The organism is Moraxella sp. CTOTU47618 (genome assembly GCF_032017425.1).
GTDB classification, from domain to species: Bacteria; Pseudomonadota; Gammaproteobacteria; order Pseudomonadales; family Moraxellaceae; genus Faucicola; species Faucicola tetraodonis.
Genome location: NZ_DALZPW010000014.1, coordinates 21,183 through 37,559, shown reverse-complemented (window position 1 = coordinate 37,559; position 16,377 = coordinate 21,183). Strand labels below are relative to the sequence as shown.

Below are 16,377 nucleotides of genomic sequence, written 5' to 3'. Positions count from 1 at the left end.
GTTAACGTGTGGTTTAGTACGTTCAAACTTGGCCTTTGCCATAATTTAATCCTCTGATCATTGTTAAACTGTTAGCAATACCCTAGCTCAAAGCTATAAACCAACTGGTGTATCTGTATTGCCAGTGCTGGTGTTGCCAATTTGAGTGTTGCTAGGTCACTAAAATAGCAAATTTAACATAAATTTCAAGTTTTTTCCATAGCCTTCATCTTTATGGGTAAACTTTTTTGTTATTGCTAAAACAAAAGGCAACACATCTGTGCTGCCTTAACTATTTTTTAGTTTATCTCAATGTATTTTCTATAAAACTGGAGCTCATACCGAGAGTTGAACTCGGGACCTCTCCCTTACCAAGGGAGTGCTCTACCTCTGAGCTATATGAGCAAAACTTTGGTTTAGAATAATGGAGCGGGTGGCGGGAATCGAACCCGCACCATCAGCTTGGAAGGCTGAGGTTCTACCACTAAACTACACCCGCAATGCGACCCGCCCAAGCATACTGGACTTACTGTTAACGTGATTAGGGAATATTCAGATAACAATAGCAGGCAAATGGTGGTGGGGGAAGGATTCGAACCTTCGAAGCTCTCGCAACGGATTTACAGTCCGTCCCCTTTGACCGCTCGGGAACCCCACCATAGTTGTCTTTCAAGGTACGCTTAACACGATGTGTTAAAGGATGGTGCCGGCTGCCGGAGTCGAACTGGCGACCTACTGATTACAAGTCAGTTGCTCTACCAACTGAGCTAAGCCGGCGTATCGCTTGAAAGTGGTGAGCATTTTAGCAAATATTTTTAATCTTGCAAGCGTTTTTTTAGTTTTTTTTCATTTTTTTTGCTAAAACGAAAATTTAATGATTCAAATCCGCATTTTAGGCGCCTTGCGCCGCTTATTTGCTACCTAAACCCTAATACATCAACAACACGGATGCAATAATCAGCGCAATGATTACCACAATCATGATTGCGACTGTGGCGTTTTTCTTTGCCGTAGGTTTTGTTGGCTCACTTTTCATTGGCGTAGGTTTCATTGCATCAGTGTCTACTGTGCTAACTGGCGATGGTTGCGCTGGCTGAACGGGTGAGACAACGGGCTGTGATGATACTGCTACTGCCTCAGTGATGACAGGCGGCTGAGCCGGTGTATTAAGTAGCGGTGATGTGGGATTATCAATGCTTGCTACATCGACTGTTGTTGTCGGTGTAGAAGGTACGGATTGTTCGACGTGAGTGTTGCTCAGCTGCTCGCTAGGTAAAAAATCTTGCGTGGTAACGACATCTATCACAGGCGCGGCGTTGGCTGCAGCGTTCGCTGATATGGGCTCAACCGATGGAGTCGATTCAGTTTGGGTATGAATGTCAGTGGTGGGTGTAAAGCTTTCAATGTCTTGTAAACTATTGAGAAAACTATCACCATCCAGTGCGTCGACTGGGGCATTTACCACCAAAAATACCAAGTCAGCAAAGGCAAGTTCATCAGTGGCTTGCAAAGCATGCGCGTCTGTACCGATACGCTCACCATTGACAAAGGTACCATTGCTTGAGCCTAGGTCTTGCACATACAACTGCTCACCAATACAGTTAATCTTGGCGTGTTGGCGAGAGATTTGTGAGGTTGCTAATACCAAATTATTGCTATCGCTACGTCCGATGCTTAAGCTTTTATCAATATCTATAGTTAAATCCGCCAACGCTGGTGACAGCCCAATGAGTTGCCATGAAGTGCCTTGCGAGTTGTCGGTAAGGTTCATCGTATTCACTGCATTAGTTTGATAATTGTCCATGCAAGTCTCCTACTCCTAAGGGGTATTCAATATTATCATTATGCTTGGCATTATGGGACATTTTTAGGGATTTGTCACGGTGATGGTCTGCACCGCAGGCGGGGTCGCAATCACCACAGGCGTTTGAGCCATTTTTGCGCCCTGCCCTGTCTGCCCTGTAGATTGGGTAACGGTAGATTGGGTGATGGTCGCTTGAGTAACGGTACTGTTCGCTGGGCGAGTGACAGTTGTGGTCGATGAACTGCCTGTGCGAGACACGTTTGATGACACGGGCGTGACGATATCGACACCATTGGCATACACTCTTGGCGTGTTTGATAAGCTTTGCTCGGCTGGGGTAACCAAGTCGTCTGTTGGCAATTTGACGCCATTTTGCACCCTATTGGTATTGGGGAACATGGCATTGATATTAAGTGGGATTTGTTTGAGCGTGCCGTTTTTATCAATTACCAGTTGCATGGTACGAATACCGTCTAAGCTTTTTTCGGTCACGCTTGCCACCGCGCTACCATTACGCAAAATCGTCGGCTGTAAAAATACAATCAGATTGGTTTTGTCCGAGTTTTTGCTTTTTGAGCGAAATAAATTACCAAGAATCGGCGCATCACCCAATCCTGGGACTTTTTGCTGACCATACGTGCTGTTATCCCGCATCAACCCACCCAATGCCACGGTTTGTTGGTTATCCGCTAAAATAGTGGTTTTGATTAAATTCTTGTTGGTGACGACACCGCTCACGTTATTGAGGGTGCCATCGACAATGGAGGACACTTCCTGCGAAATCTCAAGTCGCACTGAACCATTATCACCAATATGCGGAATGACATTGAGATTGATACCGACATCTTGACGGCTCACGGTTTGAAACGGCGTGGTTGATGAGTTACTTGCCGTGGTGTAAGAGCCGGTCACAAATGGCACGTTCTGCCCTACCAAAATATTGGCTTTTTCGTTATCCAACGTCAAAATAGAGGGCATGGATAACAGATTGGCGTTGTTGGTTTTATTGATGGCTTGCAAAATCGCGCCATAAAACTCACGATTACCGTTACTATCGGTTTTACTAGTGCCAATCCCCAACAGCGCGCCTGCCACGGAGGCTGCCGCCGTACCTGGGGTTTTGCTTAATATCTCAGATGCCAGCCCTACTGCAGAGGCGCCGATGTTATTGAAGTTAATTACCCCTACGCCGCTATTGGCATTGCCCATTGCCCATTGCACGCCAAGTTGCTGGGTATCATTGCCTGAGATTTCCATAATCGCTGCTTGAATCAACACTTGGTCACGGCGGGTATCTAGCTCATTAATAGCATTTTCGATTTCTACCATTAACTCTGGGTTAGCATTGACGATGACGGAGTTTTGGGTTTGGTCAGCGATAATGCTAAAAGGTCGACCTTGATAGCCGCTGTTTTGCGCAGTCGTTGTGTTGCTAGTGGAGGAGGTATTTAGCGGTGAGCCTGTCGGTGACGCTGCAGTATTGGTGGTATTCGCTGCGCTGTTATTACTGGTATCGCTACTAGATTGAAACATTGAGCTTGCTTGCAAGGTGGTTTGGTCACCTGAGCTATTGATGGATTGATAGGCAAGCAGTCCGCGTAGCATTTCTGCAATATGGGTGGCACTGGCATATTTTAAACGAAACACGCGAAGCCCACTGAGACGTTGTGTCGGCACGGTGTCTAACTGCTCTACCATTCGCTGTACTTTGGCTGTCATCTCGGCACTACCTTTGACGAGCAGCCTATCAGAAATCGGGTCGGCAATGATATTGATCAGGCTGCCACCAGTTGATGCCACAGCAGCCTGCCCTGATTGACCCGCAGCAGCTGGCGCTGTACCACCGTTCGTGCCTGTCAGTGAGCTTAATAAATCCATCATGCGCTTGGCATCCACATGACGCAGCGGAATAATGGTCAGCTTGTCATTCATATTGCTATCAAGATCGCTAATCAATTTTGCATATTGATTGAGGCTGTCGGCGCGGTCAGAGAGGATAATGGCATTGACATTTGGCACCACAGCGGCATTGGCATACGGCGGCATCATCGGACGGATGACGTTTAAGATATCATTGGCATTGGTGTTGGTGAGATAATAGATGCGGGTCGCCATTTGACTACCTGCAGTATTACCCCGTAAGTCCACATCCACCCCTGCTTGCTTGGCAACAGTATCAGGGACCAGCTCTGTGGTCAGCCCGCGATCAATCGCTACAATGCCATTGACTTTCATCACGGCTAAAAACAAGTCATACACTTCTTGACGGGATAAGGGTTTGTTTGAAATTACCGTCACATTGCCATTAATACGTGGGTCTAACACAAAGTTCTTTTGCGTGATAGTGGCAATTTGGTCGATAAACGCCTTGATATCAGCGTCTTGCAAATGCACTTTATAGCCAGTGGCTGCATGGGCAGCTGACAGACCACTGCTCAGCAAACTGATACTCATAGCCAGTGTCGTGCTCAAAAATAGTGGCTTTAGCATGGTTGGGTATTTCATAATTTACCTTATCAATTTTTAACGCATATCACCGACTTGTGTCTCACGTAGCGATGACGTCTGTAACTTTTTACTATGTTTTATCAAAATGACTGGCGTACTGTCACGACTTGGTCACCGCGCTGAACTTGAATTTGGGCTTGTCCTGCTTGTTGCACTTGACGTAGTAGCTGGGCATCTTGCGTTGGGTTTTGACCCACGTTTTGTCCATTGACAGAGATGACTTTATCCCCTGTTTGTAGCCCCAGTCGATTTTTTAGTCCTGCGGACATCGCATCGGTCACCAAATAGCCTTGCCCTGTTACTGCCACACCCATTTGGCTTAGATACCCCGAGGCATTTTGCTGAAGCCCTTGAATCGCGCCACCAATGGCTGAGGTTGCAGCGCTTGGCGAGGTATTGGCACCATTTGACGTCGCCATCGTGGGCGCAGAATCCTCTCGATCATGGGGATCGCCTGTAGCCACTGGCGCGCCGCCAATCCCTTGTGGCGCAGCTCCGCCTAAGCTCGGTGTGGGGGTTTGTCCCATATTTGAGCCGTTACCCATGCCGGCTGCACCGTTGGCTTGCGCTTTGGCTCTGATAGCATCGCTTTGGTCAAGAAAAAACGGTTGCCCAAATGGCACTTTACTGGTTTGACCGCTTGCATCTGCCACTATTACAAAATCGGCTGCAACTTTGACCAATTTATAACCACTGCCATCAATCATGTCGTTGATGCGATAGCTTAAGGTTTTACCATTGGCGGTCAAAATTGCATACGATTGACTCTCTGGGGTGGCAATGGTGACGCCCACCACTTTAATATCTGGGGGTGTCGCTGCCGGTGCTTGCGGGGCAGTTGGCTGAGCAAAAAAATCTAACGCATTGCTATTGGCAGATTGCGTAACCAAGTTCGGCTGCAAGGGGACTGGGGTGAGTACGGGGGCTTTGGGCGGGGCAACCAACAGCCAAATCGCTTGGCTTAATTGCCACACCAACCAAAAAATAGCTGCCAATAGCAACCAAGGATACAGTTTTTCTACCACCGCCATCGGCACAAATTTACCAGTCGTTGTTTTACGGCTCAACGAGGGGCGCTGGGTGGCTTTTATCATATCTGCTATCATCGCTGCGTCTCTAATTACCCATACTGGTCAAAGGTTGGCGAATGGACACCACCACACTATCATCAGCCCCTTTGCCTTGGTACGCTGGCATATTTTTGAGCAATCGCTGGGTCAATGACACATCTATCATATTATCTTGGTCCAGATAAAAATCCCCTAAACGCTCGGCTTGCGGTGTAGTAAGGGCTAAATGCAAGCTTTTACCTTGCGCTGCCTTGTTGCTATTATTAATACCATTAGCGTTGGCTATTGGCTGCACACTGGCTTTATCTGCGCTTAAGTTGCCTTGCATGGTGGGAAGTTTGATGAGGTAGGTTTTGCCGCCTGTGGGATACCCCAAATCACCGCCTGCCCAATTCATGCTACCTTCGGCGGTTTGATAGCCTTGCTTATTTTTTTCAATCGACACTTCTTTGATGGTAATCGGTGTGTCGGGTAATTGCCAACTGACCAACTGCGCCAATGTGTCAGGGCTGATTTTGCCATTGAAATCATTGGCTTGCCAGCTGGTTTTATTGAATTTGACCACCCCTTGCAAGTCGGTTTTGCCAGAGCGGATATCGACTGCCATACCCAGTTTGCCCATCAATAAATGCCACGGCTGCCAGCGCCAATCGACACTACCCGCCAGCGGCGTATTGGGGCGCGCATTGATTTGCCAATTGGCTTGACCTTGCCAAAGGTTGCCCGATATTTGCTGCAAGTAAGGGTTGTTTGGGGCAAATTTTTGCAGTAACCACGCTGCAGGTAGCTGAATCACCAAGCTTAAGCAAAGCAAAACCAGACCTACCAGCCACCATAGTTTTGTCGGACGTAATGAATTGACACTTGCCAAACTTGAATACCTTTTACAATGATTTTGACATCAATATTTTTGACATCAATAAAGTGACGCAATCCACAAGCAGATTAATCAACAATCAAATAATTCATGCAGGATAAAAATTGCCATTAGCGCAAAATTTTGAACCCACTCTGCGCCAACACTCGAATATTTTTCTAACTACAATGAAACGCTTTATCATAACTGATTTTTATTGCGTTGTAATGTCAATCCATAAAAAATCAAAATTTTGTCAGGCTTATTTTGGGTGAATTGTTTATTGCGGCTACCTGCCGCACTCACTACAATTTGCAACCGACTTTATCACCATGAGTTTGCTACAATCACCTCATCACGCTGGTTAAAACTATAATGCAAAATACAAGGAAAATAGCATGCAATTTGATACATTGCCACAACTGGGCGATAGCGTCTCCAAAATTTGCTTAGGCACCATGACCTGGGGACAGCAAAACAGCGAGCAGGATGCCCATGAACAAATGGATTATGCCCTTGCCCAAGGTGTGAACTTTTGGGATACCGCTGAGATGTATCCGTCACCCCCTGATAAAGACAAACAGGGTGATACCGAGCGCTTTATGGGTAGCTGGTTTGCCAAGACAGGCAAAAGAAATGGTGTCGTATTGGCGAGTAAAATCTCTCGCAATGACTTTTTGCGCGATGGCAATACCAAGTTTGATAAAAAAACCATTCGTGCGGCATTAGATAGCAATCTACAGCGTTTGCAAACCGACCATATCGATATTTATCAGCTACACTGGCCAGAGCGTCAGACCAACTTTTTTGGTCAACGCGGCTATACAGAAAATATGGCGCAGCAAGACACCAAAGAATTGACGCCATTTTTGGAAACCATCGAAGCCCTCAATGATGAAATCACCAAAGGTCGAATCCGTGCTTATGGGTTATCCAATGATACCCCCTGGGGCGTCATGCGCTACTTAGCAGAAGCCGATAAACATGGGCTTGCTAGACCTATCACCATACAAAATCCATATAGTCTACTCAATCGCTTGTATGAAGTGGGACTGGCAGAAATCAGTCACCGCGAGCAAATTGGACTACTTGCCTACTCACCGCTAGCATTTGGTGTGTTATCAGGCAAATATTTGGGCGGTAACAAGCCTGCTAACAGTCGCTTGAGCCTTTATAGCCATTTTACCCGTTATTTGAATGAGCAAGCGCAGCAAGCCACCCAATCCTATGCTGAAGTCGCTAAAAAACATAATCTAGATATGGCACAAATGGCACTGGCGTTTGTCAATAGCCGCTCGTTTGTGACTGCCAACATCATTGGGGCAACCACCACTCAGCAACTAGCCAGCAATATCGCGTCCGTAGACTTGGTATTATCCCAAGAGGTATTGGCTGATATCGAAGCGGTGCAGACCTTATACCCGAACCCTGCGCCTTAAACCCTGTAACTTAAATCTGCATCTTAGACCCTGCACCTTACTAGCAGGCTACTATCAGAAAAAACGGCATAAAAAATCCTTGCAACAGTGTGACTGTGCAAGGATTTTTTTAAACTTAGTAAAAATTAAAGTCTAAAACGGGATATCATCATCAACTGCGCCTGGTTTTGGCATTGCCATGGCTGGATTTTGTTGGGGATTTTGGGCAGGCTGATTATTTGCTGTATTTGCCCCTTGTGGCGCTTGGTTGCCATTCATAAATGGGTTATTGCCAAATCCTGCATTTTGACCCGCTTGTGGCGCAGCTTGGTTATTAGTTTGGGCATTATTTTGGTTTGGATAGCCGCCAAAATGATTGGGCGCTTGGTTGCCTCCTTGGTTGTAGCCAACTTGATTATAACCACCTTGGGGCTGATTTTGGTAGGTTGTGCTTGCAGTATTGTTATTAGGAATACCGCCTTGAACGCCGCCTGCGGTACCAAGCATTTGCATTTGGTCGGCACGAATCTCTGTGGCATAACGCTCTACGCCATTTTGATCGGTGTATTTACTGGTGCGAAGGCTACCTTCGATATAGACTTGGCTACCTTTACGCAGGTATTGCGCTGCAATTTCACCGAGTTTATTAAACAATGAAATACGGTGCCATTCGGTTTGCTCACGGCGCTCACCTGTTTGTTTGTCGTTCCACTGCTCACTTGTTGCCACGGCAATACGCGTCACGCTACCGCCATTGGCAAATTGTTTGACTTCCGGATCTGAACCAAGGTTGCCTACAATAATTACTTTATTTACGCCGCGCATAGAATTTCCTTGATAACTTTTTTGATGAATTTTTTGATAACTTTCTTGATGCCTTTCTTAATAGTTTTCTAGTATTTTTAGCCAAATCTTTGCGGATTTAGCGCAAGTACAATGCCATTACTTTACTAGACTTTGCATCAAATTGCTAGCGTCTGACCGGTAAGATGTGACAAATGCTGTCGCGTGTCATCGGTCAATTTTTCTTTATCCAGTTTGAGATAAGCGATGTTTTCTTTTGGCATCATCACTATCTCATCCACGCCGTCAATCGCCAAAATTTGCTGTGACCATGCATTCGTGTCAATACCTGTTGGCAGGGTAATCGTTAGGCTGGTCAAATACGGTGGGGCGGCAATCGGCAGGATAAACAATAACGCAATAACAGTCACGATGGCGAGCACCGTCCATGACAACCACATCGGTTTGGTCAGCAAAATACCGCCCATGGCACCGCCTACAAAAGCACCCAAAAACTGTGCAGATGAGTTAATACCCATTGCTGTCGCTTTGTTGGCAACGGGCGCGCGTTTGGAAATCCAAGACGGAATGGTCGCCTCAAGGCTATTAAAGCCGATGTAATAAACTGCAAGCCCAATAATTAAACCCACGATGGTCTGACTAGCCACTGCCAAAAATACCAATCCCGCCACCAAGGTCGCTAAAGACGCCAAAAACACGGCGCGCATTTGCCGTTTTTTTTCTGCGATGATAATCAGTGGAACCGCAATGATAAAGCCCAATAATAGTAGCGGCAAATACACAAAACCTTGCTGCGCCACCGTCAAGCCGAGCACATCATGAAACTGGTGCGGCAATAAGGTAAACATCGCTGTCATTGACAGATGCAGCGCAAAAATCGCCAAGTGCAACCGGTTAATATCGGCAATTTTTAATACTTCAGCAAACTGTGCTTTAACTGAGTGATTATTGAGATTGTGCTTTAGTACCCGATTTGGGGTGGGCACAATCCACAGTAAGCCAATGGCGAAAATAGCGGACGCCACTGTCACCCAAAACAAGCCTGAAATATCGAGCACATGCGTCAAAATCGGACCGAGCCCAAATGCGACCATTACCGACATGGCAATGGTCAGCCCCATGGTTGCCATCGCTTTGGTGCGATGCTCTTCACGGGTCACATCCGCGAGTAGTGCCATCACCACTGCTGAAACCGCGCCACTGCCGGCAATCAAACGCCCCAATATCACCATATAGATGTCTGTTGATAAGGCGCAAATCGCTCCCCCGAGCGCAAACACCAATAACCCTGCAATGATAATCGGTTTACGCGGATATTTGTCCGCCAAAAAACTCATGGGAATCTGAAAAATCGCCTGCCCTAAGCCATAGATACCAATCGCCAATCCAATCAAAAACGGCGTGGCGTGTGCATATTGTGTTCCATACACGGCAAACACAGGCACAATCATGAATAGTCCGAGCATGCGCAAGGCAAAGATACCGCCCAACCCGGCAATCGCTTTCTTTTCGGATGCATTCATGGAGGAGTTGTGACTCATATTTCTCGACGTTGATTTTACTGACGTTGATTTTACTGACGTTGATTTCACTGACATTGTGGCTCACAAAATTTTGCCAAAAACGGCTTATTATATGCCTAATTTTTATCACAGAGAATTTATTGGCAATAAAAATTATTTAAGCCTTATTATTTTGGCTTTATTGTTTCAGCCCCATTATTTTAGCATTGCGTAAGCGGTTACCATGATGGCTAAAATCACCGCGATAACAATCATCAGCCACATCACATTTTTTTGGTTGTCAAAAAATCCTTGCGGTGACTGCTTGATAGATGATGATTTTGGGGTAGCCACTAGCGCGCCCTCTAACGGGCTATGCTTCACTTGGGTGGCGATTTTTTGCTGTTTTTGCGCTTTTTTGGCGTCAAGTTGCTGTTGGCGTTGTTGTTTTTGTGCCAATTTTTGCTCTTTGGCTTGTTGTTGTAGTTGGCGCTGTTCTTCAAGCTTAGCCTGTTTTTGTCGCGCTTGTTCGGCAAGTTCTGCTTGTTTACGCGCTGCCTCTTCCATCGCTAACTGCTCAGTTTGCTGCTGCTCGCGAAGCTGTTTATCGCTATAGCGGGCGTGAAAATCATCCATCACGGCGTTATCAATTTCGCTTAAGGTAAAAGGCATTTGATTAATTACTTCAAGCGCGTCATGTACATCGACGTCGTACACGCCCGAGGCTTTGGTGGTTTTGCCATCGGCAGTGAGTTTTCTGGGTACTTGGTAATCGGCAAGGCGCTGCTGCAAGTGGTTTTCCATTTGTCCGATGGAGTCGGTGCGACCTGTCATCGCTAATACCCAATCGTTGATTTCGGCATGATTTTCGCTATTTAATTGCGGGATGATATCGCTCGCGTTTTCAACGAGGCTGATTTTGGCAAGCAACTGACTGGGTGAGACGGCGATATACACCTCCCCTGGGGTAGCTTGGCGTTTGAGCGATGCGATGGCTTGGGGGTTGCATTGTAGGCAGTTTGCTTGTTTGTTTTTGAGGGTGTGACCTTTTGGGCAGGGCGGTACACCGTAAGCAACGAGCGCGCCATTTTCTTTCATTTTGGCTTTGTATTCTTTGCTCGATAGTCCGCTGGCGTCAAAGGTTTTGTCCATTGGGATATGGTGGCTTTTTAGGAAGTCGTTTTGTTCGTCGGTTAAGGTTGCCATTTTAAAATCTCAAATCATGCTGTCACAATTGCTAATTTTTAGTTTCTTAAAGTATAGCAATTATATAGTGAAAAAATATAGTTAAAATCCTTGCAAATAATTTGATAGCACATAATATAATTATAAGACTTCTCAAGAATTTTGTTGAGTCGTTCGCATTTTAGCGTTATTAAATACAATTTTAACTAAGGATTTTTTATGGCTATAACGATTTCTGTTTTTAATAATAAAGGTGGCGTTGGTAAAACTTCAATTTTATGGAATTTAGGAGTGGCACTTGCTGATATGGATAAAAAAGTATTAATGATTGATTTTGATCCTCAATGTAATTTGTCTATTGCAAGTATTGGTGATGAAGAATTTGCGGAGCTTCTCGAAACTGATAATCAGCATCCTTTTGGTCAAACTATTAAAGCTTTTGCATTACCCTATATTCAGCAAAATACACATGGAAAATTATATGTTTTTGAACCTAAAAAACAGACAGATAGAGGTGAACTAAATATAGTTCCTGGTGATTTTTGGTTAAATACTTTTTCTGATATTCTAAATGTAGGTACAGATGTAGTAAGTGGCTCTGGTTTATACAGATTCATGTTACCTAGTTTAATTACTAAGGCTGCACAAGAAACATATGATATTGAATACGATTATGTTTTAATCGATTTGCCTCCTTCCTTTAATACCTTAGTGCGTTCTGCACTGTATTGTTCAGATTACTTTCTTGTTCCTTGTACTCCTGATTTATTCTCTTCTTATTGCGTTGGATTGATTGGAGATATGTTACCGAAATTTATTCGAGATTGGGAACAAGGTAAACAAAGATATCTTGAAAGCAATCCAAGTGACAGATTTATTAAGACTCAAGGTGAACCTAAATTTGGAGGATGGATATTTAATGGTTTTGATACAAGAGCAACTAATGGTTTAAAATCTGAAGTTGGGGCAGATGCTGCACATCATAAATCAATTAAAGATGCTGTAGATGATAAACTAATTCACAGCCTAATAAATATAACCGAATATCAAGCTGTCCCTAGCTTTGTAACTAATCAAGCAGTTGCTAAAATTGAAGACTTAAACGTCATGGCTCCAGATAGTATAATTCAAAATATTCCAATCAAATACCTTAGTCAAGGAAAGCCCACTAGAAAATTAAGTGGTAAGGGTAGTTGGGCTTCGAATCAAATTACTTTGATGCAAAATATATCGAATGAATACGATACCTTAGCAAAGTATATAGTGCAGAATTATTAGAATTTAGTAAAATATAAATTAGAGTTGCTCAAATTTTTTAATAGTTTAGCAACTTTTTTTGTGCGTAAGCTATTATTGAAAATCTTCTTTTGTACCCCATTAAAACCCCATCTTTTTACCAAAATTATCCACTCAAAAACACACAATAAGAAGCTTAATATGGCACAGCACGACGCAATCAAAATTCGTGGCGCACGCACCCACAACCTCAAAAACATCGACATCGACATCCCACGAGACAAACTCGTCGTCATCACAGGTTTATCAGGCTCGGGCAAATCTAGCCTAGCCTTTGACACCCTATACGCCGAAGGACAACGCCGCTACGTCGAGAGCTTGTCGGCTTACGCTCGTCAGTTTTTATCACAAATGGAAAAGCCCGAAGTCGATAGCATCGAAGGGCTGTCACCTGCCATCGCCATCGAGCAAAAATCCACTAACCATAATCCCCGCTCCACGGTGGGGACGATTACCGAGATTTATGACTATTTGCGTCTGCTGTACGCCCGTGTTGGCACGCCCATGTGCCCAGAACACCACCTGCCGATGGTCGCGCAAACCGTCACCGAAATGGTCGATACCGTCATGGCATTGCCTGAAGACACCAAGTTGATGATTCTCGCGCGCGTCGTCGATGACCGCAAAGGCGAGCATATCCAGTTAATGGAACAGCTAAAAGGGCAAGGCTTTGTACGGCTGCGGGTCGATGGCGAAATTTATGACATTGACGATGTGCCACCGCTTGCCAAAACTTTTAAACACACCATTGATGTGGTGGTTGACCGCTTCAAAGTGCGGGATGACTTGGGTAATCGGGTTGCCGAAAGCTTGGAGACCGCCTTACGACTGGGTAGCGATATTGCTATCTTGCATGACATGGATGCTGAGTTTGAGGATAAAATTTTGTCCGCCAAACATAGCTGTCCTGTCTGCGATCGCTCGGTTGCTGAGCTTGAACCAAAATTGTTTAGTTTTAACAACCCCTATGGCGCGTGTCCCGTGTGTGATGGCTTGGGCAAACGCCAATATTTCGCTGCCGAAAAAATCATCGGTCATCCTGAAAAATCGCTCAACCAAGGGGCGATTCAAGGCTGGGATAAACGCCACGCCTACTATTTTGGCTTGCTGACCACGGTTGCCGATCATTACGATATTGATATGGAAGCGCCTTGGCAACAACTGGATAAAAAGCACAAAGATGTCATTTTACACGGCTCTGGTAAAGACAAAATGACTTTTAACTTTGTTGATGAACGGGGGCGCAAATCCACTAAAACCGTGCCATTTGAAGGGGTGTTGCCGTATATGGAGCGCCGTTACCGCACCACGCAAAGTAACATCGTGCGAGACGAGCTTGCTAAATACCTTGCCGATGCTACCTGCGATGCCTGTCACGGCTCACGCTTAAACGAAATCGCTCGCCATGTCGAAGTCAGTGACCGTACCATTGCCGAAATGGTCAAGCTATCGATTGGCGAAGCGATGGCGTATTATGAGCAATTAAAACTTGAGGGCGCAAAAGGCGAAATCGCCGCCAAAATCATCAAAGAAATCCGTGAGCGGTTGGAATTTTTGGTGAGTGTGGGCTTGGATTATCTCACCCTTGCCCGCTCTGCCGAAACCCTATCGGGCGGTGAAGCGCAGCGCATACGCCTTGCTAGCCAAATCGGGGCGGGCTTGATGGGCGTGATGTATGTACTCGATGAGCCATCAATCGGCTTGCACCAACGTGACAATGATCGCCTGCTGCAAACGTTGACTCGGCTCAGAGATTTGGGCAATACCGTGATTGTCGTCGAGCATGACGAAGATGCCATTCGCCTAGCCGACCATATCATCGATGTGGGCGTGGGTGCTGGTGTGCATGGTGGCAGTATCATTGCAGAAGGGACGGCAGAAGACATTGCCAAAAATCCCGAATCATTAACGGGTCAATATTTATCAGGCAAAAAGAAAATCGCCGTGCCAACCGTGCGTCACCGAGCCAAAATCGCCAATGACGATAAATATGAAAAAATGCAAGACTCCGCCATTCCCTTAACCAAAAACCAAGCGAAAAAAGCGGAAAGCGAGAAAAAAGAAAAAGCCAAAAAAGGTAAAGTCGAAGCCAAACCCTTGATGCTGACTTTAACAGGGGCAAAAGGTAACAACCTTAAAAACGTGACCTTAAACTTGCCGATTGGTGTATTTACTGCCATCACAGGCGTGTCGGGTTCGGGTAAATCGACCTTAATCAACCGCACCTTATTGCCACTAGCGACCACACAGCTCAATAACGCCACCACGCATGTTGCCGAAGAGTTTGACAGTATCACTGGGCTAGAACATCTGGATAAAGTCGTCGATATCGACCAAAGTCCGATTGGGCGCACCCCACGCTCCAATCCTGCCACCTATACGGGGGTATTTAGTCCGATTCGTGACCTATTCGCCCAAGTGCCGGAGTCCAAAGCTCGTGGCTATCAAGCAGGACGCTTTAGCTTCAACGTGAAAGGCGGGCGCTGTGAAACCTGCCAAGGCGATGGTTTGATTAAGGTTGAGATGCACTTTTTGCCTGATATGTATGTGCCTTGCGATGCGTGTCAAGGCAAACGCTACAACCGTGAAACCCTGGAAATCACCTATAAGGGCAAAAATATCAATGACGTGCTCAATATGACGGTGGAAGATGCGGCAGAATTTTTTGAGGCGATTCCGGCAATTTATCGCCGTTTGCAAGCCTTACAAGAAGTCGGCTTGGGTTATATTCGTTTGGGTCAGTCTGCGCCTACGCTTTCAGGTGGTGAGGCGCAACGGGTGAAACTTGCTAAAGAGCTGTCCAAACGTGATACCGGTCAGACCTTGTATGTGCTCGATGAGCCGACGACAGGTTTGCATTTCCATGATATCGCCAAGCTCTTAGACATCTTGCATACGCTACGTGACCGAGGCAATACCGTGGTGGTGATTGAGCATAATCTCGATGTGATTAAGACAGCCGACTGGATTGTCGATTTGGGCCCTGAGGGCGGTTCGGGCGGTGGTGAGATTATCGCTGAGGGCACGCCAGAGGACGTGGCGCAAAACGCGCGCTCACACACAGGGCGATTCTTAAAACCGATGTTGCAAGCCTAAGTTTGTTACCAGTATAAGTCTGTTACAGGCGTAAGTTTAGCGGTGAGGGTTAGTACGTGGTCGTCTAACCCTTTTTTTAACCGCTCATCACTCTGTGACTTGATATTCATTGATAATACTTTACATGTTGGCCTAATATTTACACAATGAAACGAGATAAGGATATTGCGACATTATCCAGGGACAAAAAAACGTCAAGGAACGATAAGGATGCTAGGATGATTTTATTTAAAGGAAAAACCAACGATCTTGAAACCCTATTTCCCCCTACCCTAAAACTAGATGGTCAAATCTGCGTGCGAAATGGTATGAGCATTCGCAGTAAATTTATGATTGGTATCTATGATATTGCCCTATACTTGGGTGAAATGACTGAAGATGCCGAAACAGCCATTACTGCACGCTATGCCAAGCAATTGCGCATGGTGTCTCGCCGCAATATCAAAGGCTCGTTACTGGAGAATGCCTTCAAAGACGGCATCAGAGCGAATAGTAGCGAAGAAGAATATCAGAAAATCGCCTCAGTGATTGATGACGTGTTTGGTGAGTTGTTCAAAACCAACACCATCAAAGAAGGGGCGATGTTTACGATTGAGTTTTCGCCAGAGCATGGCGTTCGTTTAAATTATGATGAGGTTGGCGATCTTCCTTATATCAAAGAAGAAGGCTTTGACCAAGCTATTCTTCGTGCTTGGCTAGGCGATAATCCCATATCACTTGAGATGAAAAAGGATTTGCTAGGTCAGCACTAATGTTACACTGCTTATTTTTACACTTCCCATATTTTAGACTTCCCATCAAGCATGGGAAGTGAATCTAGCCAATTGATAGTGCCAGTCACTTTTTTGCTAGGTTTACT

At 45.5% G+C, this 16,377-nt stretch carries 11 protein-coding genes and 4 tRNA genes; 4 read left to right on the top strand and 11 right to left on the bottom strand.

Going from position 1 to position 16,377, the window contains the following annotated elements; all coding sequences use genetic code 11:
* Window positions 1-309: 309 nt before the first annotated feature.
* The 8 genes from RTS09_RS10075 to gspN form a co-directional block, all read right to left on the bottom strand.
* Window positions 310-384, bottom strand: a tRNA-Thr gene (locus RTS09_RS10075).
* Between the two features lie 20 nt (window positions 385-404).
* Window positions 405-478 (bottom strand) — tRNA-Gly (locus RTS09_RS10070).
* Window positions 479-553: 75 nt separating this feature from the next.
* A tRNA-Tyr gene (locus RTS09_RS10065) sits at window positions 554-637 on the bottom strand.
* 43 nt (window positions 638-680) lie between these two features.
* Window positions 681-756, bottom strand: a tRNA-Thr gene (locus tag RTS09_RS10060).
* Between the two features lie 151 nt (window positions 757-907).
* Window positions 908-1,783 carry an FHA domain-containing protein gene (locus RTS09_RS10055; RefSeq protein ID WP_312536708.1) on the bottom strand — a complete coding sequence of 292 codons (876 nt, stop codon included), beginning with the start codon at window positions 1,781-1,783 and terminating at the stop codon, window positions 908-910.
* 63 nt (window positions 1,784-1,846) lie between these two features.
* Entirely contained in the window at window positions 1,847-4,237 is a 2,391-nt protein-coding gene (gene gspD / locus RTS09_RS10050) for a type II secretion system secretin GspD (protein ID WP_409418391.1), read from the bottom strand.
* 134 nt (window positions 4,238-4,371) lie between these two features.
* The gene (locus RTS09_RS10045) at window positions 4,372-5,385 is read right to left on the bottom strand and encodes a type II secretion system protein N (RefSeq protein ID WP_312536702.1); all 1,014 of its coding nucleotides are present in this window, start codon (window positions 5,383-5,385) and stop codon (window positions 4,372-4,374) included.
* A gap of 22 nt (window positions 5,386-5,407) precedes the next feature.
* Window positions 5,408-6,232, bottom strand: a complete 825-nt coding sequence (gene gspN / locus RTS09_RS10040; protein ID WP_312536700.1) for a type II secretion system protein N — start codon at window positions 6,230-6,232, stop codon at window positions 5,408-5,410.
* A gap of 383 nt (window positions 6,233-6,615) precedes the next feature.
* On the opposite strand from gspN, the gene RTS09_RS10035 reads away from it, so the two are divergent.
* On the top strand, window positions 6,616-7,656 hold the full coding sequence (locus RTS09_RS10035; RefSeq protein ID WP_312536698.1) for an NADP(H)-dependent aldo-keto reductase: 1,041 nt from the start codon (window positions 6,616-6,618) through the stop codon (window positions 7,654-7,656).
* Window positions 7,657-7,788: 132 nt separating this feature from the next.
* On the opposite strand, the gene RTS09_RS10030 is transcribed toward RTS09_RS10035, so the two are convergent.
* The 3 genes from RTS09_RS10030 to RTS09_RS10020 form a co-directional block, all read right to left on the bottom strand.
* Window positions 7,789-8,460: a single-stranded DNA-binding protein gene (locus tag RTS09_RS10030; RefSeq protein ID WP_312536695.1), complete on the bottom strand. Its 672-nt coding sequence runs from the start codon at window positions 8,458-8,460 to the stop codon at window positions 7,789-7,791.
* Window positions 8,461-8,597: 137 nt separating this feature from the next.
* On the bottom strand, window positions 8,598-9,962 hold the full coding sequence (locus RTS09_RS10025) for an MFS transporter (RefSeq protein ID WP_312536692.1): 1,365 nt from the start codon (window positions 9,960-9,962) through the stop codon (window positions 8,598-8,600).
* A gap of 195 nt (window positions 9,963-10,157) precedes the next feature.
* On the bottom strand, window positions 10,158-11,147 hold the full coding sequence (locus tag RTS09_RS10020; protein ID WP_312536688.1) for a hypothetical protein: 990 nt from the start codon (window positions 11,145-11,147) through the stop codon (window positions 10,158-10,160).
* A gap of 198 nt (window positions 11,148-11,345) precedes the next feature.
* Here RTS09_RS10020 and RTS09_RS10015 point away from each other — a divergent pair, with 198 nt between their 5' ends.
* From RTS09_RS10015 to RTS09_RS10005, 3 genes are all read left to right on the top strand, one after another.
* A complete protein-coding gene (locus RTS09_RS10015) occupies window positions 11,346-12,404 on the top strand; it encodes a ParA family protein (RefSeq protein WP_312536685.1) in 1,059 nt (352 codons plus the stop codon).
* A 159-nt stretch (window positions 12,405-12,563) separates the two neighbouring features.
* Window positions 12,564-15,518 carry an excinuclease ABC subunit UvrA gene (gene uvrA / locus RTS09_RS10010; RefSeq protein WP_312536683.1) on the top strand — a complete coding sequence of 985 codons (2,955 nt, stop codon included), beginning with the start codon at window positions 12,564-12,566 and terminating at the stop codon, window positions 15,516-15,518.
* A gap of 218 nt (window positions 15,519-15,736) precedes the next feature.
* Window positions 15,737-16,270 carry a chalcone isomerase family protein gene (locus RTS09_RS10005; protein WP_050325782.1) on the top strand — a complete coding sequence of 178 codons (534 nt, stop codon included), beginning with the start codon at window positions 15,737-15,739 and terminating at the stop codon, window positions 16,268-16,270.
* Window positions 16,271-16,377: the final 107 nt, after the last annotated feature.

Coding starts and splice junctions, on each gene's coding strand:
- RTS09_RS10025 (WP_312536692.1), bottom strand. CDS start 9,962: ATGAATGCATCCGAAAAGAAAGCGATTGCCGGGTTGGGCGGTATCTTT.
- uvrA (WP_312536683.1), top strand. CDS start 12,564: ATGGCACAGCACGACGCAATCAAAATTCGTGGCGCACGCACCCACAAC.
- RTS09_RS10045 (WP_312536702.1), bottom strand. CDS start 5,385: ATGATAAAAGCCACCCAGCGCCCCTCGTTGAGCCGTAAAACAACGACT.
- RTS09_RS10035 (WP_312536698.1), top strand. CDS start 6,616: ATGCAATTTGATACATTGCCACAACTGGGCGATAGCGTCTCCAAAATT.
- RTS09_RS10055 (WP_312536708.1), bottom strand. CDS start 1,783: ATGGACAATTATCAAACTAATGCAGTGAATACGATGAACCTTACCGAC.
- RTS09_RS10030 (WP_312536695.1), bottom strand. CDS start 8,460: ATGCGCGGCGTAAATAAAGTAATTATTGTAGGCAACCTTGGTTCAGAT.
- RTS09_RS10005 (WP_050325782.1), top strand. CDS start 15,737: ATGATTTTATTTAAAGGAAAAACCAACGATCTTGAAACCCTATTTCCC.
- RTS09_RS10015 (WP_312536685.1), top strand. CDS start 11,346: ATGGCTATAACGATTTCTGTTTTTAATAATAAAGGTGGCGTTGGTAAA.
- RTS09_RS10020 (WP_312536688.1), bottom strand. CDS start 11,147: ATGGCAACCTTAACCGACGAACAAAACGACTTCCTAAAAAGCCACCAT.
- gspD (WP_409418391.1), bottom strand. CDS start 4,237: ATGAGTATCAGTTTGCTGAGCAGTGGTCTGTCAGCTGCCCATGCAGCC.